Origin of the sequence: Erwinia sp. CGal63 (assembly GCF_037026505.1) — a bacterium.
Taxonomy (GTDB): domain Bacteria; phylum Pseudomonadota; class Gammaproteobacteria; order Enterobacterales; family Enterobacteriaceae; genus Erwinia.
The window spans coordinates 1,826,266-1,848,209 of the sequence record NZ_JAKUMN010000001.1 but is presented as its reverse complement, the minus strand read 5'-3'; the positions used below and the strand labels follow the sequence as shown (position 1 = coordinate 1,848,209).

Genomic DNA, 21,944 nt, shown 5'->3' with positions numbered 1-21,944 from the left:
TATTCGCCTCTTTTTTTACTTGCCGCCTTCGGCAAAGTTCACCAGCGCGTCGCCGGCCAGGCGATAACGCACCCATTCACTCTGCGGCTCGGCACCGATGCTTTTATAGAAATCGATGGCGGGCTGATTCCAGTCCAGCACGCTCCACTCCAGGCGGCCGCAGCGACGCTGTACGGCCAGCTGCGCGATATGCCGGATCAGCGCCTTGCCCGCGCCGTTGCCGCGCGCGTCAGGTGAAATATAGAGATCTTCCAGGTAGATGCCGTTGCGGCCAAGCCAGGTGGAATAGCTGCTGAAAAATACCGCGTAGCCGACGGTCGCGCCGTTCACTTCGCAAATCAACGCTTCGGTTTTGCTCTCTGCGCCAAACAGCGTTTCACGAATTTCCTCCGGCGTAGTTACCACTTCTTCCGGCGCTTTTTCATAGACGGCCAGCTCATAAATCATGTCATAGATGGTTTGCGCGTCTGCCGGACGAGCCTGGCGGATAGAGATACTCATGGCTTTTCTTTTCTCCTGCGGATTGAAGCGGACAAGCATAAAGGTTATTGCGCAAGGAATTAAGCGCTATCACTTTTATCCATAATCCCGGCAGGCATATAAGCCCGGAACAAATCGCGGTTGCCGGTAGCCAGGCTGGCTAAGTCACTCTATGATGAGGCCTTTCCGCCAGTTGGCGGAAGCGTTCACTCAGTCAGGAAACCCGCGCCGTATGAGCCTACAAGATTTGGATCTGAAACAGCTGGAAGCCTTTGCCGCGGTGATCGCCGCCGGCAGCGTCACCGCCGCCGCCAGAACGCTGAACCGTTCGCAGCCCGTGGTGTCGCGCCTGATTCAGGAGCTGGAACAGACGCTGGGCTATCCGCTTTTCCTGCGTAACGGGCCGCGTATTCATCCTACGGAAGAGGCGCTGCAGCTGCATCAGTACGTGCAAAAAGCGCTGCTGTCGTTGCAGCAAATTCGGCTGCGCGCGCAGGAGATAGGCCAGCAGCAGCATCGTCCGCTCAGCATCGTGGCCACGCCAGCCCTGGCTGCCGGACTGCTGCCGCAGGCGCTCTCTACGCTGGGGCTACAGAACAAGGTGCAGATCCTCAGCGAATCCGCCGAGCAAACTGCCCATGCCGTGATTACCGGCGAAGCGGAAGTGGGTCTGTGCAGCCTGCCGCTGGAGCACCATGCGGTGCAGCTGCACTGGATCGGGCAGTCGCGCTGCGTTGTCGCCTTGCCGCAGGACGATCCGCTGGCACGGCAGCAGCAGGTCGCGCTGGCCAGCCTGGCCGGACGACGTTTAATCGCGCCGTGGCACCCACAGCGTCTGCGCGGACGTTTTGCCAAAGCGTTAAAAAAGCTGAAAACGCCGCCGCATGAAACCATTGAAACTAACTCCTCCGCCAATATTCTTGCCTGTGTGCGGGCCGGATTAGGCGTGGCTATTCTGGAACCGGTAACGGCCTGGGGCATGCCGCTGGAAGGCGTCGCTATCCGCGCGCTGGACGAAGATATCCCTTACTTTTTCGGCGTGATTACGCCGCAGGGCCGTCAGCTTTCCGCCGCCGCGCAGGCGTTGATTGATGCGCTGGAAACCGCAGCCAGTGAGCTTCTTCCTTTCTTTCAAAAGTTTGCAGCCAGCGAGCATCCTCGCATTATGCGTTTAATCAATCAGGACTAAGCGAACCGTCCACGCCTTATATCTTTTCCGGCATAAGTTATAAGAAATAGGTCGATCCCTTCAGCGGCGTTTTGCTTGACGCTCACCGCTGTGAAAAGGATGATTCCAGACCTCAGCCGTTACTATGCGTATTTGTGATAGTTAATGCGCAATTATGTGGTAACGGAATCATTAAAGGCGACCGGCCGGTGCGACTACGCCAGCCGCTGTAACGCTCCCGACTCGGGAATAAACCAGGGATTATTATGATGGCGCACGCTGAATCGTTAGCCGGGCTGGCCGCTCTTGAGGCTCAGCTTCAGCAGGATCTGGAGTATCTTGAGCTACCCGCCAAATCCTGGGTGCCGTCGCGCACTTACCAGGGCGAGCCGGTGCATGACGTCGTGGTTATCGGCGCAGGCATGTGCGGACTGGCGGCGACGGCAAAGCTGATACTGAGCGGCATTGATAATGTGCTAACGCTGGACGCGGCCGTGGCCGGACAGGAAGGGCCGTGGGTCACCTTTGCCAGAATGGAGACGCTGCGCTCGCCTAAAACGTTGCAGGGCCCGGCGCTGGGCCTGCCGCAGCTCACTTTCCGCGCCTGGTTTATCGCGCAGCATGGCAGCGAAGCCTGGCAGGCGCTGGATAAAATTCCCAAAGATCAATGGATGGCATACCTGGTCTGGTATCGCCGCGTGCTGAAGCTGCCCGTGTGCAACGGCGTGCGCATGACCGGCATCAGCCAGCAGGACGACCTGATTGCGCTGGAATTGGAAGGCTTTGCCACCGACAAAATTTACGCTCGTCGGCTGGTGCTGGCGACCGGCCGTTCAGGACTGGGCGGCTTCGCCGTGCCCGATTTCCTGAAAGACGTCGATCGCGCTTACTGGGCGCACTCTGCGGACGATATCGATTTCAATGCCCTGAAAGGCAAACGCGTGGCGGTGATCGGCGCGGGCGCTTCTTCTATGGACAACGCCGCGACGGCGCTGGAAGCAGGCGCAGGCGCGGTGGATCTGTTAATTCGCCGCAAAGAGATGCCGCGCATCAACAAGATGACCGGCATCGGCAGCCAGGGCGTGGTGCACGGCATGCAGCATCTGCCGGACGCCTGGAAATGGAAGTTCGTCGACTACACCGCAACGACCCAAACGCCGCCGCCGCGCTCTTCTACGCTGCGCGTTTCCCGCCACGCCAATGCGCGCTTTTTTTTGAACTGCGGCATCAGGGCGGTGAAGCAGGAAAAAGAGGGGCTGCTTATCGAAACTACCCAGGGCGAGATGCGCTACGACTATCTGATTGCGGCCACCGGCTTCACCAATAGTTTTAACGGTCGCCCGGAATTTGCCGCTATCGCGCCGCATATTCGCAGCTGGGCCGACGGTCGTTATCAGCCGGAAATGGGCGCGCCGCGCGCGGGCATGACGGACGCGCCGGACTTAGGGCCATCTTTCGAATTTCGCGAACGCGTGGCGGGTAGCTGTCCGCTGCTGGCGCATATTTACTGCTTCAACGACGCTGCCATGCTAACGCACGGCAAAGTCTCCGGCGATATTCCGGCGGTGAGCGCTGGCGCGGATCGTCTGGTGCGCGGCATCACAGCCTCGCTGTTCGCCGAGGATGTCGACAGCCACTTCGCCAGCCTGGTCGCTTACGACAAGCCCGAGCTGGAAGGCGACGAATGGACGGATTCCACCCCTTTGCTACAGGAGAACGCGTTGTGATTGACGCTATCGATAAAGCCGCCGGTTTAGCGCCGGACGAGGCGCTGTTCAACGCCCGCCGCTTTCGGCCCGAGTTTGTGCAGGGCGCGGAGCAGTGTCGCCTTTCCGTGCTGCAGCCTGCGAACGAGCAGGGATTGGCGAAAGAACTGCGGGTTGCGCTGGCGTGTCGTATGGCGACGCTGAACAACGACGCAGCGCTTACGGCAGATTACGAGACGCAGCTGGCCGCGTTAAAACCCGCAGAAGCGCTGCTGGCGATTGCCGCAGGCGAAACCTCGCTGGCGGAGCCGCTGGCGACAATAGTGCGCCATGTCGATCTGGTGACGCTGACGCCGAGCGAAGCAGAGGCCGACGATATCCGCAAGCTGGAAAAAGCCGGGCTGGACAATCCGCAAATTGTCGCGCTTTCCGAGCTGATTGCTTTCGTTAATTTCCAGACGCGCGTGGCCGCAGGGCTGCGCCTGATGAGGTCTTCATGACGCCTTTAGTTCGCCTGAAGCCGCTGGTCTGGCATCCTTATATCGCGCCGCTGGCCATAGCCGACGCCACGCAGGAGCAGCTCGCGGCGATGGAAGTGACGCCATCCGGCAAGAAAATTTCTGACTATGTCCGCACGCTGGCGCACGACCCGGAAAGCTATACCGCACGCACCGTGCTGTTTAACGCCATTATGTACGTGGAAGGCGGTCTGAATCGCGCCGATCGCGAGCTGGGGGCGCTGGGCGCTTCCATCGTTAACGGCTGCAAATATTGCGCGGTGGTTCATGCGCGTCGTCATGTTCAGCTGAGCAAAAGCGAGCAGGTGGTCAGCGCGCTTTATTTCAGCAGGCCGGAAGAGCTGGGCCCGCGCGATGCGGCGATCTATCGCTTTGCCTGCCGCTTGTCGGTGACGCCTTCGCAGGCTACGGCTGAGGATATTGCCGCGCTGCGCGAACACGGGATGGACGATCGGGAAATTGTCGATCTGATCCACGCTATCGCTATCTTCGGCTGGGCCAACCGCCTGATGCACGTGCTCGGCCATGCTTCTTCTGCAAAAGGGTCTGCAAATGCTTGAACTTAATAATATTAAGCTCGCTTACGGCAATAACCCGATTCTGAAAGGCGTCAATCTTTCGGTCAATCGCGGCGACGTCGTCTCTATTATCGGCCCCAGCGGCACCGGCAAAACCACGCTGCTGCGCTGTATTAACTATCTGGCGAAGCCCGATGCCGGTTCTATCGCCTTTGACGATATCCGTATGGACTATCAGGCGGTTAACAAAAGCGCGGTGCAGGCGATCCGCCTCAGAACCGCGATGGTTTTCCAGCAGTTCAACGTTTTCCGCAATATGACGGTGCTGGAAAACGTGATGGACCCGCTGGTGGTGGTGCAACGCAAAACCAAAGAGGAAGCGAAAGCTATCGCCCGGCAGGAGCTGGCGCGTGTTGGCCTCGGCAACAAAGAGCATCACTATCCTTCGCAGCTTTCCGGCGGGCAGCTGCAGCGTACGGGCATTGCCCGCGCGCTGGCGGTCAAGCCGGACGTAATTCTGTTTGACGAGCCGACTTCTTCCCTCGACCCGGAGCTGGTCGGCGAAGTGTTGAAAGTGATTAAAGACGTCACCTCTTCCGGCATCACTTCGCTGCTGGTCACCCATGAAATGCAGTTTGCCAGAAGCATCTCTAACCGCATCGTCTTTATGGATCAGGGCGTCGTCGCCGCTGAAGGCTCGCCGGAAGCGATTTTCGATAAGCCGACGCTGCCGCGCCTCGCCCGCTTCCTGAACGCCGAACGCGAACTCTGATAATAAAAGGAAATACTATGCCTGCAATCACCACTCTGCGTCGTCTGGCCTTTTCCGGCGGCGTCGCCATCGCTCTGTTTACCGCTTTTGGCGCCCATGCCGCCGACGGCGTTCGCACTATTAAAATCGCAACCGCGGCGGAATCCAAACCGCTGTCGTGGGGCGCTATCGGCGTTGAGCCGCAGGGTTACGAGCCGGACGTGCTGAAGGCGATCAACGCCAGACTGCCGCAGTATAAATTTGTGATGGAAGGCGCGGCGGATATCGCGCAGGAGACCGGTCTGGTAACCGGCAAATACGATATGGCAACCGGCGGCTATTACAAAGCGCCCGCGCGCAGCAAGCAGTTCCTGATCCCTGACGCGCCCATCGGCGCGAGCCTGATGAAGATCTACAGTCGTAAAGACAGCAACATCAACAGCATGAAGGATCTGGTCGGCAAAAATATCGTGCCCGTAACCGCTGGCGGCGGCGTTTATAAATTCGTCACCCAGTGGCAGCAGGATAATCCGGACGACAAAATCACCATTAAGGCCTCCAGCGCCGGTATTCCCTATCCGGATCGCCTGAAGGAAGTCCAGAACGGCAAATATGACGCGCTGATCCTGCCGTCAAATCTGGGCGAGCAAACGGTGATCGATAACCAGAAACTGGCCATTAAAGCGAGCGAGCCGGTGGTCACTAACAACACATACGTACTGATCCATAAGTCCGATAAGAACAAAGCGCTGAACGAGGATATGACGAAGGCGCTGAAAGCACTCAAGGATGACGGCACGCTCGATAAGCTGTCGCAGAAGTGGTTTGGCGAGCCAGTCGTCAAATACATGAAGTAATTGCTTCGCCCGGCTGCTGACGGCCGGGCGATAAAAGGAGTCCTGCATGAACCTCTCCGCCATGATCCCCGAGCTGCTGTCGGCGCTGCCGCTGACGCTTGCGATTGTGTTTGTCGCGCTGATCGCCGGTTTCTTTCTGGCGCTGGCGGCCACCGCGCTGCGCGTGCGCAGAATACCGCTGTTGAGCCTGTTTGCCGATCTGTACGTCTCCTACGCGCGCAGCGTGCCGGTCGTGTTGCAGCTGTTCGTAGCCTTTTACGGTCTGCCGCTGATTGCCGGTGCGTTCGGCCTGGACGATTTTTTCTCGGCGACCACGGCTTCAATGGTGGGCCTGAGCCTTTATCACGGCGGCTACCTTTCCGAAGTAATGCGGCCCGCCTTTCTGGCGGTCGAACGCGGTCAGCATGACGCCGCGGACAGCCTCGGCTATAGCTTTCGCCAGAAGCTGACCCGCATCATTGGGCCACAGGCGCTGCATGTCGGGCTGCCCGGCTACGGTAATGCCCTTATCTATCTGATCCACAATGTGGCATTGGTTATGTATATCGGCGCGGCCGATGTTATGGCTACCGCCCACCTGATTATGGAACGCGATTATAACCAGTATCAGTTCGGCACTTACCTGGTGCTGGCGGTGCTTTATTCGCTGCTTTGCCTGATCGCCTGGCTGATCGTGCGCTTCTTTGAACGTCGCCACGCCTGGGGCGCGAAAAGCGACACGGCGAAGGTCAGGTTTACGGCAAGCGTCTGATAAAGAGAGAAAATCATGTTTGAGTTAGATCTGCTGCTGCCCGACTTCTGGAGCATTCTGGACGCGGTGCCGGTTACGCTGGCGATGGCGCTGACCATTTTTATTTTCTCCACGCTGCTCGGCGGCCTGTTCGCGTTGGTGGAACATAAAAAATTGCCGCTGCTGCGCCAGCTGGTAGTGACCTATAAGGTTGCCTTTAAAGGCGTGCCGATGGTGGTGGTGATTTTCCTGGCCTACTATGGCCTGCCGCCGGCGCTGCATTTTGTCGTCTCGCTGTTCGGTATTGACTATAACGCGCACGCCGTACCCGGCTGGGTCATTATTATCGTCGCGCTGACCGCCTGCATGGCCGCTTTCCAGGCGGAAGTGGTGAAAGGGGCGCTGAACTCCTTCGACGCAGGTCAGGCTGAAGCGGCGCGTTCGCTGGGCTACACCGGCGGCCAGCTGTTTCGACGGGTGCTGTTTCCGCAGATGATCGTGGCGGCAATCCCGGATCTCGCCAACGCGTTTATGGTGATTATGAAAGCGCTGTCGCTGGCGTTCGCCATCGAAGTCGTGGATATTTTCGCGCAGGCGCAGCTGACTGCCGCACTGAACTTTTACTATCTGGAAGCCTTTGCGGTAGCGGTAGTGTTCTATATGGTTATCGCGTGGGCAGTGACTAAACTGGCCGATAAGATCGAGGCGGCGCTCAGGGTGCGTACCTGAGGCTGGCGAAAACTGTTAAGCTAAGGCAAAACCAGGCCGGAAGCCGCCGTTCAGCGCTTCCGGTTTTTTTATTCGTGGAGCGTTATGCTTTCTCTCAGAGACAGGATCCAGCAGCAGGTCTTTCGCCTTAACGGTCTGGCGATGAACGACTTCGACCTCAGCCAGCCGCCGGGCGATCCCGGTCTTTACGGGCCGGACAGCACTATCTGGCAGGTTCACGGCGACTTCTCTTCGATGCTGTGCGGCGGTATCTCGGCGCTGCTGATGCAGATGCTGCATCCTCAGGCGCTGGCGGGCGTCTGGGATCACTCCACCTTCCGCGAAGATATGTTCGGCAGACTGCGGCGCACCAGCCAGTTTATCGCCGTCACCACCTTCGGCAACACGGCGGACGCCCATACCTTAATTGAGCGCGTTAAGCGCATTCATTTAAAAATTAACGGCGTGGATAATGAGGGCAACGCCTACGCCGCCAGCGATCCTGCATTGCTGACCTGGGTACACGTAGCGGAAACCAGTCGTTTCCTGGCCGCCCATCTGCGCTATAAAAACCCTGATTTAAGCCTGCAGGAGCAGAATCGTTATTACGCCGAAGCGGCGAGAGTAGCCGAGGCGCTGGGCGCGCGGCAGGTTCCGAAAACAGCAGACGAAGTGGCAGCGTATCTGACGGCGATGCGGCCGCAGCTGCGCTGTGACGAGCGCACCAGGGAAGTGCTGAACATTCTGCTGCAGACGCCTGCGCCGAGCTGGCAGGCGCGTCCGGCGATGCGCACCATGATGATGGCGGGCATTGAACTGCTGCCGGAATGGGCTCAGCAGCAGTTTGGCTTCGACTTTCCGGGCTGGCGGCGAAAGCTGATTCAGCAACGGATGAAATGGCTCGCCGCCGGGCTGCGTTGGTGCGTGCGGCGCGGTGGTTACTATCGGGCAATGAAGCGAATGGGACGTGAAGTTTGTTAATTTCTGCCTCTCTCTGCATACTCTAATGCCAGCAAATGACACTTTCGGGGTAGCAAAATGAAATATCTGTCAGAATGGGCAACTTTTCTCAGGGAAAAAAATGTTCTGTACGTTAATTCGCTGGCAAAGCGAATCGAGAAAAATACGTGGCTAAGCGGGAAGGCGCTCGCGCTGGCGGATAAAGTGATAACGGCAAAGCCGCCTGAAAAAGATAATTTATCCAGCGACAGAAGGATTGCAGATTTATTATGCGTTTTGCTGGTATGGCTGGCGCTGGCGAGTGTCATTTTTTATTTTATTAAGGGCGTCTATTCCTCAGATAAACCCTTTGAGGTGTTAACGACCTTCGCTACGGCTCTCGCTGCTTTCTCGGCCGCCTCGGCCGCTATTTCCGCGCAACGCAGCAATGATAAAAACGAAAAGAAAAATCAGCAGGATGCTTTCGATCGCCGCTTTACGCTGCTGCTGGAGCAGCATAACCGCCAGCTGACGCTTGTCCTCAGCTACCTTGAGTCAAAACAGGGTAAAAGGTTCAACAACCTGAATGCCTTAACCGAAAACGGCAAACTCTGCACGGCAGGGGAAGTGACCGATCTTATCCGAGGCCATATTGTCTTTAGCCCCTACATGCGCGTTCTCTATCATCTTTTAAAAGGAATAGCGGATAACTTTTCGCCTGGCGACAGGTTTTCTTACGCTAAACCGGAAGAGAAAAGCTATTCAAATATAGTCAGGTCACTGATCCCTGATAATGTGCTGCAGTTAATTTCTATTAATACTCTCTTTTTTTATAGCGAAAATGCTGGCAAGCTTTCTCTGAGTAAAGATATTAATGAAATTATTTACAATGATTACCACAAGTATTTCGCTCTGCTTCGTCGATATGATTTCTTCGCCCATATGACTTCGCCTGCGGTTGATCTGACCATAACAGACGCGGTGCTGGCAGCGAATCCCCTGTTATCAGGAAATTCCCGTAAGGCTATCTTTTTTCATCAAGGTCAGGCGACATATAATAATCAACTTTTTATCGTTAACGATGGGCTGAAATCAGATAACCTGAAGTGGATTAATTATGACATTACGCTGCTGCTGAAAGAATTAAGAGTTTCCGACGCCATCGCTTTTTATAACGGCTGGTCTTTTGCTACCAAAGGCCATCCTTTGTTTCAGTCGGTGGAGCAAAAATTTATCGGCGAACTGGTAACCTGCCCAACCAAAAATGCCGACGATAACCGAAGCTTTTATACCGTCTCGCCGGATTATTTTCTGCGCTGCTTCGCTAACGGCGAAATGGTAAAAGCGCTTTCCAGTGGCGCTATCAAACGGCAATAGTCGGCAACGGGGACGTGCCGGTTATTCAACAGGATAAGGCGAAATTTGAGAGTTTTACCCTTGCTGTAACATGGCGCGCGCGGGCATCCTGCTCTATTCTCCGGGATTGGGATGCCCCTGAACCCTTGTCGAGGCGCTATGACACAGACGTACCGGCTGGCTGAAGTCTTTAATCAGCAACAAACCCTTATTGCCACGGTTGAGCAGGATGAGCGCACCGCCTATTTCTATCTTCGTCCCGCCGAGCCGTTTCGCGGTCAGTTCCCCGTACGCGGCTGCTGGCTGAGAAACCTGCTGCCCGCGCCCGCGCAGGAAGATATCGCCGCGATGGAGCAGGGCGTGCCGCCTTTGCTCAGCGCGGAATATTGCCGCACGCTGGAAGCCGAGCCGATTCTGCATCCCGCCGGACTACAGGTTGTCTGGACGCCCGGCGACGACGGCGCGTCGCTCTGGTATCAGGGACAGCTGCTGGCGGTTATTCCTGGCTGGAGCCTCTATCAGGATAAGCAGGTCAGCTTTTCGGCCGGCTGTATTAAAGAGAATCGTCTGACCGCGCCGCTCGGCTCCGCGTCCACCAACAGCTGGTACGCGCGTGCGGAAAAAGATCGGCTTTTCTGGCGCGACTGGCAGGATGGTCAGCCGTGGGAAGCGATCCAGCGCGAGATACTGCGCTGTTATGAGACGCACTACGGCGAATCGCTGAAATATTACGCCATCGATCAGGGCAGCTGGCCGCCGATGGCGATTTCGCAGCACTACCATCAGGGCAGCTGGTTTTTCCTGACGCTGGGCATGAGCATTCGTCCGATGCCGTGGATCGATTTTCTCTACAAGGATAAAGAGGCGGCCGATCATCGCCGCATCGAGCTGGCGATGGCGATCGACGCCGAAGTGATGAGCGAAGAAAACGCGGTGCAGATGGCCAGCGCGCTGGCGGGCTTCGCGCATTTTCCCTGGGCGCGCCTGAGCTGGCTGGGCGAAGGTCATACGCTCTCTTCTGCCGTCGCGCCGGTCGGCTTTGAAGGTTTTCTGCTTTCCGCCGCGCTGGGCGACGCTGTCCGGCTGCCGCCGCGCGAAGGCGATAAGGTCACGCTGCTATGGACAACGCCGGTGACCGCGGCCGAGCAGGCATTTGTGGAAGAAGAGCCGCGTGGCGGCCAGGCGTTAGTGGAACGTTTTACTGAATCCGGCAACAATCATATTTTTCGGGCGCGGCCCGAGCTGGTGGAACCCGCTAAGTAAACCTTCATACTTCCGCACGAATTTCTTCAGCCAGGGTGACGGAAGATATGCCACAATTATCAGAGATTACTCTGAAGGGGTGTGCATGTCTGCAATTGAAGTCATCCTGGTCGACGGTCAGGATCGCGCCATAGGTCGCATGGAAAAGCTTGAGGTTCACCAGAAAGGGCTACTGCATCGTGCGGTAACCGTTTACGTTTTTAACTCTCGCCATCAGCTTCTGCTGCAAAAGCGCGCCAGCGGCAAATATCACTGCGGCGGGCTGTGGAGCAATACGACCTGCGGCCATCCTTATCCCGATGAATCGACGCGCGACGCAGCGGAAAGACGCCTGTACGAAGAGATGGGGCTGAGCCTGACGCTGAGCCCGATGTTTGAACTCAGCTACCGGCTGCCGCTGGACAACGGCCTGATCGAGCATGAGTATGGCCACGTCTGGTTTACCCTGAGCGACGAGCTACCGCAGCCTAATCCGGCAGAGGCGGACGACTGGCGCTACGCCTCGCTGGCGGAAATCCGCCAGGAAATCGCCGAGCATCCGGAGCGTTTTACGCCCTGGTTTTTGCTTACCTTTGCGCGCATCCCCGCTGAATTCGCCCGCTTTACCCGCGCCGCTACGAACCAGCCGGCCTGAAATCTTCGGCATCCACGTCATAGCCTGAAGGCTCCCAGCGCACCAGCAGCAGCGCCAGTAATCCCGCCAGCGGCGCCAGGCCGATAATCCAGAAGACATTGGTGCCCAGCGCCGCCGACAGCAGCGGGAAGAGAAACAGCGACAGGGTTGAGCTGCCGCGCATCAGCGTCTGGTTCATCCCAACGCCCACGCCGCGCAGCGAAGTCGGATAACTCAGCGACGCTAAGGTCATGGTATGAGAGCCAGGGCCGAACCCCTGGCCCAGCAGAAACAGCGCCAGCATGGCAATGGAAACCGCCGCCTGCGCGCCGTCATCTGGTCGGCCAATCAGCGCCAGACCGAGCAGCGCGATAAACTGGCAGCCGTAGCCCGTCACCGTCATTTTCCAGGCGCCGAAACGCGGCACCAGACGCACCGCCAGCAGGCCGCCGACAAAGGCGAACAGCAGATTCAGCGCCAGCGAAACCAGAATAGTGCTCAGCATCGACTGGGCCAGAAAACTGGAAAGGATCACCGGCAGGCCAAAGGCGACGGCGTTATAGGCGAAGGCGGAAGCGATGGCGGTGACTGCGGCAAGCAGCGTGCGGCGCAGGTAAACGCCCTTAAATAATTCGCCATAGTTGCGCCAGCCGGCGCGGCGAACCGGCGCAACAGGCTGCAAATCGGCCTCTTTCGCCACCCGGGCGTTAATCCCCCAGGAGCGACGCAGGATCGCGGCGGCGCCGTGCAGATCGCCCTGATTGGCCGCCCAGACCGGCGATTCGCTCATATAGCGGCTGCGGATAGCGATAATCAGCAGCGCGGGCACGGCGCCGAAGCCGAGAATGATACGCCACAACAGGCCCGTATGCGCTTCCGGCAACACCGCGTAGAAAAAAAGCACCAGCAGATAAGAGACGGAGATCGCGGCATACCAGGTCGGGCACCACATAGCAATACTGGCGGCTTTATTGCCTCGTCCCTTTAGCTTTGAAAATTCGGCCAGGAAAGCCATCGCAACCGGTAGGTCGATACCGACGCCCAATCCCATGACGAAACGCGCGCCGGTCAGCACATATTCGTTTGGCGCGAAGGCGCATGCCAGCGCAGCCACCACAAAGAAAAACATATCGGCCATAAAAACGCGGTAGCGGCCGATTTTATCGGTGAGATAGCCGCCGATCAGCGCGCCGACAATAGCGCCGAAAGCGATGGCGGAAGCTACCATGCCGGCGCCGGTCGGCGTCAGGCCAAACTCTTTGGTGACGTCTTTCATGCCGAACGCCAGCGCGCCCAAATCGTAAGCGTCCAAAAAAACGCCGCCCAGCGCGATAGCGATAACGATATGCGCGTTGTTGCGCGCCTGGTTGCTGTTGTTGACCAGCGCTGAAACGTCGGCAGCCTGACGAAGAGTGAAGATCTCGCCCGCAGGCTCGCTGCCTGCCGTAGCGATATGAGCCGAAGAGGATAAGTCAGTCATGGCGTCAGGTTCATTTTTAAGTGTGGGGTAGGTGAGCATACTCCCGGTCATAACAGAGTTAAATTCCGGCTGGTTATAAGTTACAACCAAATGGCGCAACGGTATGAGGTTGTAAAGAAGAAGTTTTAAGCGATTAATAATTCGACTACTCTTGAAGCTGAGTCGACAACAGGGAACAGACGAAATGGCAAAAGGTACCCGATTAGGCAGCGCGCTGGCGCTGACGGTATGGCTGGCGTTGACCGGCGGCGCGCAGGCGGCGGAAGCGGTAAAAGTGGGTTCGAAAATCGATACGGAAGGCTCGCTGCTGGGCAACCTTATTCTGCAGGTGCTGGACAAGCACGGCGTCAAGACGGTGAATAAAATCCAGCTGGGCAACACTCAGGTGGTCAGAGGCGCGATTACCGCAGGCGAACTGGATATCTATCCGGAATATACCGGCAACGGCGCCTTTTTCTTTCATGACGAGAAAAATCCGGCCTGGAAGAACCTGCAGGCGGGCTATCAGCTGGTGAAAAAGCTCGACGGCGAGAAAAATCATCTGATCTGGCTGACGCCTTCGCCTGCCAACAATAGCTGGACGATTGCGGTGCGCGGCGAGCTGGCGCAAAAGAACAAGCTGGCCACGCTGGCTGACCTGAGCGCTTATCTGAAAAAAGGCGGCGAATTCCGGCTGGCCGCCTCGGCGGAATTTATCGAGCGGCCCGACGCGCTGCCCGCTTTTGAGCGCGCCTACAACTTTAAGCTGAGCCAGGATCAGCTGCTCTCGCTGGCGGGAGGCGATACGGCGGTAACGCTGAAAGCGGCCGCCCAGCAGACGTCCGGCGTCAACGCCGCAATGGCTTACGGCACCGATGGCCCGGTAGCGGCGCTTGGTCTGCAAACACTGAGCGATCCGCAGGGCGTGCAGCCTGTTTACGCGCCAACGCCGGTGATCCGCGAGGCGGTACTGAAAGCTTATCCGCAGATCGGCGACTGGCTGCAGCCGGTTTTCGCCTCTCTGGATGAGCAGACGCTCCAGCAGCTGAATGCCAAAATCGCCGTGGAAGGAATGGATGCCAAACAAGTGGCCGCCGACTACCTGCAGCAGAAAAAGCTGTAGACGCGCGTTGCAGGATGACTATCCGGGTTTATAACCGCGTCGCGCTGACGCTGGCGCTGCTGCTGGCCGCAGCGCTTGTCGCGCTTCCTTTTCTTAACTGGGCGCCAAACCGACTGGTTTCCGGCCAGGCCGTCGCGCTGGGGCAGATAGCGAACGGCCTCGGCTGGCTGCTGCTGCTGCCCGCCGTTTTACTGATGCTGCTGGCCTTTCTGCCGCAGCGGCGCATCGGGCCTGTGTTGACGCTGTGCTGTAGCGAGGCGCTGTTTATCGTCATGGTCGCCGCAGGCGGTTTTGCGGCGGCTTCGCTGGCCCAGCAGGGACATCCGCTGGCGAGAACCTCTTACGGCAGCGGCTTCTGGCTGGCCTCTGCGCTGGCGTTACTGATTGCGGCGGATGCCGTCAGCCGCCTTACGCAACATCCGCTGTGGCGCTTACTGCTGAACGGCCAGATTTGGCTGCCCGTTATTTTTCTGCTGCTGAGCGGCGAGCTTGACGCGCTGTCGCTGCTGAAAGAGTACGCTAACCGGCAGGAAGTTTTCGACCAGGCGCTTGGTCGGCATTTGCTGATCCTCGGCGGCACGCTGTTGCCGGCGCTGCTGATCGGCGTGCCGCTGGGCTGGTATTGCTGCCGTCGTCCGGGCATTCAGTCCCCGGTGTTCGCCACGCTGAATATTATTCAAACCGTGCCTTCCGTTGCGCTGTTCGGCCTGCTTATCGCGCCGCTCAGCGGCCTGGCTCGCGAGTTTCCGGCGCTGGCCTCGCTCGGCATCAGCGGGATCGGCATGGCGCCTGCGCTGCTCGCTCTGGTGCTTTACGCGCTGCTGCCGCTGGTGCGCAGCGTGGTGGCAGGGTTGCAGAACGTGCCGACCGCGGTGACGGAAAGCGCGCGGGGAATGGGCATGAGCGGCCGGCAAATTTTCTGGCAGGTCGAGGTGCCGCTGGCGCTGCCGGTGCTGCTGACCGGGCTGCGCGTCACGGCGGTACAGACTATCGGCATGGCGGTTATCGCCGCGCTGATCGGCGCTGGCGGCTTTGGCGCCGTTATCTTTCAGGGGCTGCTCAGCAGCGCGCTGGATCTGGTGATGCTGGGCGTTATCCCCGTCATCGCGCTGGCGGTAGCGGTGGACGCGCTGTTTAAGCTTTTACTCTCCATAACCGGGAAACAAGTTCAGTGATTGAATTTCAGGGCGTGAGCAAACATTTTGCAGGCAAAGCGGCGGTCAGCGAGTTGACGCTGCGTATCGCTAAAGGCGAACTGACGGTGTTGATTGGCACCTCTGGCTGCGGCAAATCGACCACGCTGAAGATGATTAACCGGCTGGTGGAGCACGATACGGGCGCGATTCGCTTTGGCGGCGAAGAGATCAGGCGCTTCGATCCGCAGGCTTTACGCCGCCGGATGGGCTATGTGATTCAGTCGACGGGGCTTTTTCCCCACTGGACGGTAGAGAAAAATATCGCCACCGTGCCGACGCTGCTGGGCTGGAGCAGGGCGCGGATAGCCGAACGCGTCAGCGAGCTGCTGGCGCTGCTGAATATGGAAGAGGCTTTTCGCCATCGCTATCCCCATCAGCTCTCCGGCGGTCAGCAGCAGCGCGTCGGCGTGGCGAGAGCGCTGGCGGCCGATCCGGAGGTGTTGCTGATGGACGAGCCTTTCGGCGCGCTCGATCCGGTCACGCGCGCCGCGCTGCAGCAGGAGCTTGCCCGTATTCATCAGCTCTCCGGCAAAACTATCGTGCTGGTGACGCACGATATCGATGAAGCGCTGGCGCTGGCCGATCGGCTGGTGCTGATGGACGGCGGCAGGATTGTACAGCAGGGCACGCCGACAGAGCTGTTGACCCAACCAGCCAGCGATTTCGTTCGGCGCTTTTTCGGCCAGAGCGAATGGGGCATTCGGCTGCTGTCGCAGAGGCTGGCTGGCGAAGCGGCGCGGCGCGGAGAGTGGCTGGAAGAGGAAGGCATCGCGGCCAGCCTGACGCTGAGAGAAGCGCTGTCGGTCTTTATCGCGCGCGGCACCGATCGGCTGGCGGTACGGGACAGCGGGCAACAACCGCTGGGCGTGCTGCATTTCGCCGATCTGCTGCGGCAGAAAGGGGATTAACATGCGCCTGTTCCGCGATCCGCTTCTTTGGCTTATTTTGCTGTTTGCGGCGCTGCTGTGGCTGTTACCCTACAGCGGCCCGCTGTTCGGACGCTGGTTTCCGGAGCTCGACAGGCCGCTCTATCAGCAGGAGAGCTTCGCCAGGCTGGCGCTGGCGCATATTCGTCTGGTGGCGCTCTCCAGCTTTGCCGCCGTGGTGATTGGCGTCAGCGCCGGTATCGCGGTCACGCGCCGGGCGGGAGAAGAGTTTCGATCGGTGGTGGAGACGCTGGTGGCCGCGGGACAGACTTTTCCGCCGGTAGCCGTGCTGGCGCTGGCCGTACCGGTGATGGGCTTTGGCGAAAAACCGGCGATGATGGCGCTGCTGCTGTATGGCTTGCTGCCTGTACTACAGGGCACGCTGGCAGGTACAGGCGCCGTGCCGGCCAGCGTGCGAGAAGTCGCGGCGGGCGTCGGCATGAGTCCGCGCCAGATTCTGTTCAGGGTAGAGCTGCCGCTGGCCGCGCCCGTTATTCTGGCCGGTATCCGCACGTCGGTGATTATCAATATTGGCACCGCCACCATCGCTTCCACGGTGGGCGCCACAACGCTGGGATCGCCGGTGATTATCGGGCTGAGCGGCTTTAATACCGCCTATATTCTGCAGGGCGCCTGTCTGGTGGCGCTGCTGGCGATTATCACGGATCGCCTTTTCGAACGGCTGCTGCGCCGCTTCAGGAACGAATAAGAATGGTGTAGCCAGTAAGCATTACGCCGCCGATGCCGCCCAGCGCCATCATTAAAAAGATAAGGGTTACGCCGATTTTCTGCCAGTTCATGCCGTTGTCCATCTGCCGCCAAAAAGAGGGCAAAGTATATCGCTTTTCATTAACGGACGTTAAGCCTTTGCTGAGTTTTTGTGGGAAAACGCGGGGCGAGCGTTAACCCGCCTGATGGGTAACGGCGTAGCCCTGTTCCTGCCAGTGAACGATCTGCTCCTGCTGGCGACGGGTTAGCGGCTTGCCGGTAAAGATAAACAGCTGCTGACCGGGAAAAAGCTCGGGCCGCGGCAGATCCAAAGGTTCAGCCAGCACTTCCATCCGCCAGCCCTGCTGCGAAAGACGCCAGGCCTCCAGCCAGATGCGCGTGCGGTCTTCCGTGCCCCAGCCGATAATCAGCGCGTCCTTGCCCATTTTTTTGCGGCTGCCCGCCAGGCAAAAGGTCGCGTAGTCGATAAGGATGCCGTCAAGCAGACTGCACATCGTTCTGGCCGTATTTTGATCCAGGCCCAGACGCTGGCGGATAGGAATAAAAACATGATCGATTAACGCGTCGGCGGGATGTTCTTTGCCGGCGGCCGCGACTTTCGCTCTTAGCTTCGCCGGCCTGACGTGGCGCAGCACCGCCATCAGCTCTTCCTGTAGCGCCGTCCAGCCGTCATGAACGTTAACACTTTCGCCTTCCAGCAGGGCTTTGACTTTACCTACCGGCACGCCGCTCTCAATCCAGCGCTTGATCTCTTCAATGCGCTGAATATCCTCATCATCGAACTGACGATGGCCGCCTTCGGTGCGCTGCGGCTTCAGTAAACCGTAGCGGCGCTGCCACGCGCGCAGCGTGACGGGATTTATCCGGCAGCGTTCGGCGACGTCACCAATACTGTATAAAGCCATGCATTTCCTTAAAACCCGTTTGACTTCCCTGAGCCTAACCAACTCTCCATTGTTGTACAACTATTATTTAACTGTACAACTTGCGGCGCGATTGACGACATCGTATATCTTATTGAAAGGCGCCGGAAAACCGCTGGCCGCCCTTTAAACGACCGCGATAGTTTACCCGCTAATCTCCGTGCCGCCAAAGCACGATTTACAGGATATTTTGCTGATTATGACCACTATTACCTGCCAGCTCCTTAGCGAAGAAGAGGCGCAATCCGCCCTCGAGCAGCTCTACCGGGTGCTGAGCGCCTGTGTCGCTCTGGGCGCCAGTATCGGTTTTACTGATAACAATCCTGAACCTATGCGAAATTTTTGGCGGGGTATTATCGCCAGCCTCGCCAGCGGCGAGAAGCAGCTGCTGGTGGCGCGTCGTCAGCAGGAGATTGTCGGGACGGTGATCGTGGAGTATTGCGGCAAGCCGAACGGCGCTCACCGCGCGGAGATCGCCAAATTGCTGGTGCATCCAGACGCCAGGCGTCAGGGCATCGCGCGCGAACTGCTCTCCCGGGCGGAAAAGCTGGCGCAAGAGCAGGGGAAAACGCTGCTGGTGCTGGATACGCGCAGCGGCGACGCGGCAGAGCAGCTTTACCTGGCGCAGGGCTGGCAGGTCTGCGGACAGATCCCCTGTTTTGCACGCTCAACGCAGGGCGACCTGGATGCCACCACGGTGATGTACAAGCTGTCGGAACCCGCGGCATCCAGCTCGTAGGCGGATTTATTCATTTTCCTCATTACACCATTCGGCTAATAGCGATTGAATGGCGGCCCGATTTTCAGTAGTGTGATTCTGCTCACATCCTAAGCGACGGAACGCTGCTCGCTAACTTTTTTCATTCCTGACCAGGCCTGCTGTCGCGGGCGGCTAAAGGTATTATGTTTCTTACAAAAGTCATCAGTATCGGTTTTCTCTGTATGCTGCTGCTCTCATTCGTACAGAGCTATATCAAAGCCACGCACAGCGGCGTAGCCATCACCGGACAGCACTGGTCTACGGCACGACGTGATTCAGCAGAGATAGCGCCGGATCCGCAAAAATTTATCAATACGGCGATTGTTCAGGTCTATACCGCGCCGACTTTCGGCTGGCGCGGACTCTTTGCCGTTCATCCCTGGATTATCTATAAAAAAGCGGGCGAAAGCCGCTTCAACCGCTATGAGGTAGTCAGCTGGGGCAGCAGCAATGTCGTGCGCCATAACTACGCTTTGCCTGATGGCTACTGGTTTGGCGCTAAGCCCAGGCTACTGGTCGATCATCGCGGCAAGCGCGCCGCAATGATGATCCCGCAGATTGAGGCCGCTATCGCCAGCTATCCCTGGCCACACAGCTACCGCGTCTGGCCCGGCCCCAACAGCAATACCTTTCTGGCCCATATCGGCAGGGAAGTGCCTGCACTGAAGCTGGATTTGCCCGCCAACGCCATCGGCAAGGATTTTCGTCCGCTGAGTCGTCCTGTTGGCCTGCCTGCGTCAGGCAGAGGCCTGCAGGTTTCGCTACTGGGCGTTCTTGGCCTGACGCTGGGCGCGGAAGAGGGGCTGGAGTTTAACGTCCTCGCCTTTAATTTCGGCATCGATTTCAGGCATCCAGCGCTGCGGCTGCCTTTTACCGGCAGGCTGGGCAGCAGCAAGCTTGAGACGGACGACGGCGATTAACCGGCGCGGCGGCCAGAGCGATAAGTTGCGAGCCGGGCCGAAGGATTCACTTTCAGGGGCTATTGCTGAACGGAATACTGTGTAAAAATACAGGCCGTTTCAATAAAAAGTGGTTGTTATGGCGCTAAATGCCGCGTTAAAAGCGCAAATTGCCGGCTGGTACAAAGCTCTCCAGCAGCAGATCCCCGATTTTATTTCCCGCGCGCCGCAGCGGCAGATGATTGCCGAAGTGGCGAAAACGCTGGCGGGCGATGAAGGCCGCCATCTGGCGATTGAAGCGCCGACCGGCGTGGGGAAAACGCTCTCCTATCTGATCCCGGGCATCGCCGTCAGCCGGGCGGAAGATAAGCCGCTGGTGGTCAGCACCGCCAACGTGGCGCTACAGGATCAGATCTACAGCAAAGATCTGCCGCTGCTGCGCAAGATCATTCCCGATCTGCAATTCACCGCCGCCTTTGGTCGCGGACGCTATGTCTGTCCGCGCAACCTCTCCGCGCTGGGCGGCGATGAAGAGAAACAGGGCGATCTGCTGCTGTTTCTGGACGACGAAATGACCGCCAGCAAAGATGAACGGGCGCTTTGCACCACGCTGGCGAAAAATCTCGATCGTCATCAGTGGGACGGTCTGCGCGATCACTGCGAAGAGACAATAGAAGACTCGCTCTGGCAGCGCATCAGCACCGACAAGGCCAACTGTCTGGGCAGCAACTGCCACTGGTTTCGCGAATGCCCCTTTTATCTTGCTCGCCGCGAGATCGAAAACGCCGACGTCGTGGTAGCCAACCATGCGCTGGTGATGGCGGCGCTGGAAACGGAGTCGGTGCTGCCGCCGCCGAAAAACCTGCTGCTGGTGCTGGACGAGGGCCATCATCTGCCGGACGTGGCGCGCGACGCGCTGGAAATGAGCGGCGATATCACGCCGGCCTGGAGCACGCTGCAGCTCGATCTTTTCTGCCGGCTGGTGGAGCAGTGCATGGCGCAGTTCCGGCCGAAGAAGCCGCCGCATCTCGGCAATCCCGAGCGGCTTAAGGCGCACTGCGAAGAGGTGCGCGAGCAGCTACAGCAGCTGTCGCAAATCCTGACGCAGCTGCTGCCGCCCGGCAATCAGGAAGGCGAATACCGCTTTGAGATGGGCGAGCTGCCGGAAGAGGTAATGACGCTGTGCGCCCGCCTGTTCAAGCTGAGCGACGGCCTGCGCGGGCTGGCGGAGGCGCTGCTGAACGATCTTAGCGAAAAAACCGGCCAGTTTGACGTGGTGCGGCTGCACCGCACGCTGATTCAGATGAACCGCGCGCTGGGCTGGTTCGAAGCCAGCAGCAAGCTCTGGCGGCTCGCCTCTATGGCGCAGGCTTCCGGCGCGCCAGTTTCCAAATGGGTGACCCGCGAGCTGCGCGAAGGCAACGCCCATCTGCTGTTTCACTGCGCCGGCATCCGCGTCAGCGAACAGCTGGAAAAGCTGCTGTGGCGCAAGATCCCGCACGTGGTGCTGACGTCAGCTACGCTGCGCTCGCTGAACAGCTTCCAGCGCCTGCAGGAGATGTCGGGACTGAGCGACAAGCCGGGCGATCGCTTTATCGCGCTGGATTCGCCTTTCAACCATGTCGAGCAGGGCAAGCTGATTATCCCGCAGATGCGCTACGAGCCGATGCTGGCTAACGAGGTGGAGCATCTGGCGGAGATGGCGCACTTTTTCCGTCACCAAATTAAAGAAGGCAAACATAAAGGTTTGCTGGTGCTCTTCGCCAGCGGTCGCGCCATGCAGCAGTTTATCTCTTACCTGCCGGAGCTGCGGCTGATGCTGCTGGTGCAGGGCGATAAGCCGCGTCCGGCGCTGGTGGCGCTGCACCGCAAGAAGGTGCAGCAGGGCGAAACCAGCGTGCTGGTAGGCCTGCAGTCGTTCGCCGAAGGCCTGGATTTAAAAGGCGAACTGCTGTCTCAGGTGCATATCCATAAAATTGCCTTTCCGCCGGTGGACAGTCCGGTTATTTTGACCGAGGGTGAATGGCTGAAAAGCCTGAAGCGCTATCCTTTTGAAGTACAGAGCCTGCCCAGCGCCTCTTTTAACCTGATTCAGCAGGTAGGTCGGCTAATTCGTAGTCACGACTGTTTCGGCGAAATCGTGATCTACGATCGTCGCCTGCTCAGCAAAAGCTATGGCGCACGACTGCTGGGCGCGCTGCCGGTTTTCCCGATTGAGCAGCCGCCGATGCCGCCAGGCGAGCCGCCGAAGCCGGTAGCAAGCGTTCAGGGTAAGAAAAGCCTGCGTCGTCGACGTCGCTAACAACCAAACAGAGCAGAAGC

The 21,944-nt window shown here is 58.5% G+C and carries 23 protein-coding genes; 19 read left to right on the top strand and 4 right to left on the bottom strand.

What is annotated here, in order from left to right:
- Positions 1 to 15 precede the first annotated feature (15 nt).
- Positions 16 to 501, bottom strand: coding sequence for a GNAT family N-acetyltransferase (locus MKZ79_RS08420; RefSeq protein WP_336141221.1), 486 nt, complete (start codon positions 499 to 501; stop codon positions 16 to 18).
- A 211-nt stretch (positions 502 to 712) separates the two neighbouring features.
- On the opposite strand from MKZ79_RS08420, the gene MKZ79_RS08415 reads away from it, so the two are divergent.
- The 12 genes from MKZ79_RS08415 (at position 713) to idi (ending at position 11,628) form a co-directional block, all read left to right on the top strand.
- Entirely contained in the window at positions 713 to 1,669 is a 957-nt protein-coding gene (locus tag MKZ79_RS08415) for a LysR family transcriptional regulator (protein ID WP_336141220.1), read from the top strand.
- A 245-nt stretch (positions 1,670 to 1,914) separates the two neighbouring features.
- Positions 1,915 to 3,375, top strand: coding sequence for an NAD(P)/FAD-dependent oxidoreductase (locus tag MKZ79_RS08410; protein WP_336141216.1), 1,461 nt, complete (start codon positions 1,915 to 1,917; stop codon positions 3,373 to 3,375).
- On the top strand, positions 3,372 to 3,854 hold the full coding sequence (locus tag MKZ79_RS08405; RefSeq protein ID WP_336141214.1) for a CMD domain-containing protein: 483 nt from the start codon (positions 3,372 to 3,374) through the stop codon (positions 3,852 to 3,854). Before MKZ79_RS08410 ends, MKZ79_RS08405 begins: the two co-directional genes overlap by 4 nt.
- Entirely contained in the window at positions 3,851 to 4,432 is a 582-nt protein-coding gene (locus MKZ79_RS08400; RefSeq protein ID WP_336141212.1) for a peroxidase-related enzyme, read from the top strand. The genes MKZ79_RS08405 and MKZ79_RS08400 overlap by 4 nt, the downstream gene beginning before the upstream one ends.
- Positions 4,425 to 5,162 carry an amino acid ABC transporter ATP-binding protein gene (locus tag MKZ79_RS08395; protein WP_336141211.1) on the top strand — a complete coding sequence of 246 codons (738 nt, stop codon included), beginning with the start codon at positions 4,425 to 4,427 and terminating at the stop codon, positions 5,160 to 5,162. The genes MKZ79_RS08400 and MKZ79_RS08395 overlap by 8 nt, the downstream gene beginning before the upstream one ends.
- Before the next feature lie 17 nt (positions 5,163 to 5,179).
- Positions 5,180 to 5,998 carry a transporter substrate-binding domain-containing protein gene (locus MKZ79_RS08390; RefSeq protein ID WP_336141209.1) on the top strand — a complete coding sequence of 273 codons (819 nt, stop codon included), beginning with the start codon at positions 5,180 to 5,182 and terminating at the stop codon, positions 5,996 to 5,998.
- Positions 5,999 to 6,044: 46 nt separating this feature from the next.
- The gene (locus MKZ79_RS08385; protein ID WP_336141208.1) at positions 6,045 to 6,749 is read left to right on the top strand and encodes an amino acid ABC transporter permease; all 705 of its coding nucleotides are present in this window, start codon (positions 6,045 to 6,047) and stop codon (positions 6,747 to 6,749) included.
- Positions 6,750 to 6,764: 15 nt separating this feature from the next.
- Positions 6,765 to 7,457 (top strand): amino acid ABC transporter permease, encoded by a 693-nt coding sequence (locus MKZ79_RS08380; protein WP_336141205.1) that lies wholly within the window; start codon positions 6,765 to 6,767, stop codon positions 7,455 to 7,457.
- A gap of 84 nt (positions 7,458 to 7,541) precedes the next feature.
- Complete coding sequence (locus tag MKZ79_RS08375; RefSeq protein WP_336141203.1) at positions 7,542 to 8,417, top strand: oxygenase MpaB family protein; 876 nt, start codon at positions 7,542 to 7,544, stop codon at positions 8,415 to 8,417.
- 57 nt (positions 8,418 to 8,474) lie between these two features.
- Positions 8,475 to 9,752, top strand: a complete 1,278-nt coding sequence (locus MKZ79_RS08370) for a hypothetical protein (RefSeq protein WP_336141202.1) — start codon at positions 8,475 to 8,477, stop codon at positions 9,750 to 9,752.
- 138 nt (positions 9,753 to 9,890) lie between these two features.
- Positions 9,891 to 10,994 (top strand): suppressor of fused domain protein, encoded by a 1,104-nt coding sequence (locus MKZ79_RS08365; RefSeq protein WP_336141201.1) that lies wholly within the window; start codon positions 9,891 to 9,893, stop codon positions 10,992 to 10,994.
- An 85-nt stretch (positions 10,995 to 11,079) separates the two neighbouring features.
- Complete coding sequence (gene idi, locus MKZ79_RS08360) at positions 11,080 to 11,628, top strand: isopentenyl-diphosphate Delta-isomerase (protein WP_336141200.1); 549 nt, start codon at positions 11,080 to 11,082, stop codon at positions 11,626 to 11,628.
- Here idi and MKZ79_RS08355 read toward each other — a convergent pair.
- Positions 11,609 to 13,087 carry an MFS transporter gene (locus MKZ79_RS08355; protein WP_336141198.1) on the bottom strand — a complete coding sequence of 493 codons (1,479 nt, stop codon included), beginning with the start codon at positions 13,085 to 13,087 and terminating at the stop codon, positions 11,609 to 11,611. The genes idi and MKZ79_RS08355 overlap by 20 nt on opposite strands.
- A 184-nt stretch (positions 13,088 to 13,271) precedes the next feature.
- Between MKZ79_RS08355 and osmF the strand changes: the two genes are divergently transcribed.
- Genes osmF through MKZ79_RS08335 form a run of 4 tightly spaced genes read left to right on the top strand, consistent with a single transcriptional unit; the run spans position 13,272 to position 17,020 of the window.
- Positions 13,272 to 14,189, top strand: a complete 918-nt coding sequence (gene osmF, locus MKZ79_RS08350) for a glycine betaine ABC transporter substrate-binding protein OsmF (RefSeq protein WP_336141197.1) — start codon at positions 13,272 to 13,274, stop codon at positions 14,187 to 14,189.
- A gap of 14 nt (positions 14,190 to 14,203) precedes the next feature.
- Positions 14,204 to 15,364, top strand: a complete 1,161-nt coding sequence (locus MKZ79_RS08345; protein WP_336141195.1) for an ABC transporter permease — start codon at positions 14,204 to 14,206, stop codon at positions 15,362 to 15,364.
- Positions 15,361 to 16,293: an ABC transporter ATP-binding protein gene (locus tag MKZ79_RS08340; protein ID WP_336141192.1), complete on the top strand. Its 933-nt coding sequence runs from the start codon at positions 15,361 to 15,363 to the stop codon at positions 16,291 to 16,293. The genes MKZ79_RS08345 and MKZ79_RS08340 overlap by 4 nt, the downstream gene beginning before the upstream one ends.
- A gap of 1 nt (position 16,294) precedes the next feature.
- Positions 16,295 to 17,020, top strand: a complete 726-nt coding sequence (locus MKZ79_RS08335) for an ABC transporter permease (RefSeq protein WP_336141191.1) — start codon at positions 16,295 to 16,297, stop codon at positions 17,018 to 17,020.
- Here the strand turns inward: MKZ79_RS08335 and MKZ79_RS08330 are convergent.
- Complete coding sequence (locus tag MKZ79_RS08330; RefSeq protein ID WP_336141190.1) at positions 17,007 to 17,111, bottom strand: protein YohO; 105 nt, start codon at positions 17,109 to 17,111, stop codon at positions 17,007 to 17,009. The genes MKZ79_RS08335 and MKZ79_RS08330 overlap by 14 nt on opposite strands.
- A 102-nt stretch (positions 17,112 to 17,213) precedes the next feature.
- On the bottom strand, positions 17,214 to 17,945 hold the full coding sequence (locus MKZ79_RS08325; protein WP_336141189.1) for a MerR family transcriptional regulator: 732 nt from the start codon (positions 17,943 to 17,945) through the stop codon (positions 17,214 to 17,216).
- Positions 17,946 to 18,162: 217 nt separating this feature from the next.
- Here MKZ79_RS08325 and MKZ79_RS08320 point away from each other — a divergent pair, with 217 nt between their 5' ends.
- The 3 genes from MKZ79_RS08320 (at position 18,163) to dinG (ending at position 21,924) form a co-directional block, all read left to right on the top strand.
- Positions 18,163 to 18,702: a GNAT family N-acetyltransferase gene (locus tag MKZ79_RS08320; RefSeq protein ID WP_336141188.1), complete on the top strand. Its 540-nt coding sequence runs from the start codon at positions 18,163 to 18,165 to the stop codon at positions 18,700 to 18,702.
- A gap of 164 nt (positions 18,703 to 18,866) precedes the next feature.
- Positions 18,867 to 19,643 carry a DUF3750 domain-containing protein gene (locus MKZ79_RS08315; RefSeq protein ID WP_336141186.1) on the top strand — a complete coding sequence of 259 codons (777 nt, stop codon included), beginning with the start codon at positions 18,867 to 18,869 and terminating at the stop codon, positions 19,641 to 19,643.
- Positions 19,644 to 19,761: 118 nt separating this feature from the next.
- Positions 19,762 to 21,924 (top strand): ATP-dependent DNA helicase DinG, encoded by a 2,163-nt coding sequence (gene dinG / locus MKZ79_RS08310; RefSeq protein ID WP_336141184.1) that lies wholly within the window; start codon positions 19,762 to 19,764, stop codon positions 21,922 to 21,924.
- The last annotated feature ends 20 nt before the right edge of the window (positions 21,925 to 21,944 follow it).